General features: G+C 60.2%; 1 tRNA gene. It reads right to left on the reverse strand.

Annotated elements, in window-relative coordinates:
* Nucleotides 1–234 precede the first annotated feature (234 nt).
* Nucleotides 235–311: transfer RNA gene (locus QQJ79_RS15865), tRNA-Pro, on the reverse strand.
* Between the last annotated feature and the right edge of the window lie 262 nt (nt 312–573).

Below are 573 nucleotides of genomic sequence, written 5' to 3' on the forward strand. Positions count from 1 at the left end.
AAAACAAGAAACGCCACGGTCAACAGCCAGCCGGCCACAAGGCGGGCATCGTCACGACTGCGGGTTACGGAAAAGGAAGAAGTCATCGTCATCATGGCGGAGAAGATACCGCCGGGTGGAAAATATGCAACGAAAATAGAATCGCATCCCGCCCCGTTCGCGTCGCGGGTCCCACCCCCGGACAATGCAGGGCAACAAAAAAGGCCCCGGCTGCAAGAGCCGAGGCCTTCTTGTTGGTCGGGCAGGCCGGATTTGAACCGACGACCCCTACACCCCCAGTATAGTGCGCTACCAGGCTGCGCTACTGCCCGCCAATGGGTGTGTCAATCGGCGCGCACTATAGCTTTCCTGTTCAGCCATTGCAACGCCTCTGTGTGCTTCGGGTAACTTTTTTTAAAACCCCTTTAAAACTGCGGGTTACAGCGCGCTCGCCAGCACCTCCCGAAGGGTTTTAAGCTCCTCCCGGATGGCGTGAAGCCGCGCCCTCGAACCCTCGTCAAGATCGGTATTCTGTCCGGCAGGCGCTGCTGCTGCGGCGGCCTCCTCGGTCGGAGCCGGAGCCGCATCCGCCGG

The sequence above is a fragment of the Brevundimonas denitrificans genome, from assembly GCF_030160755.1.
Lineage (GTDB): Bacteria > Pseudomonadota > Alphaproteobacteria > Caulobacterales > Caulobacteraceae > Brevundimonas > Brevundimonas denitrificans.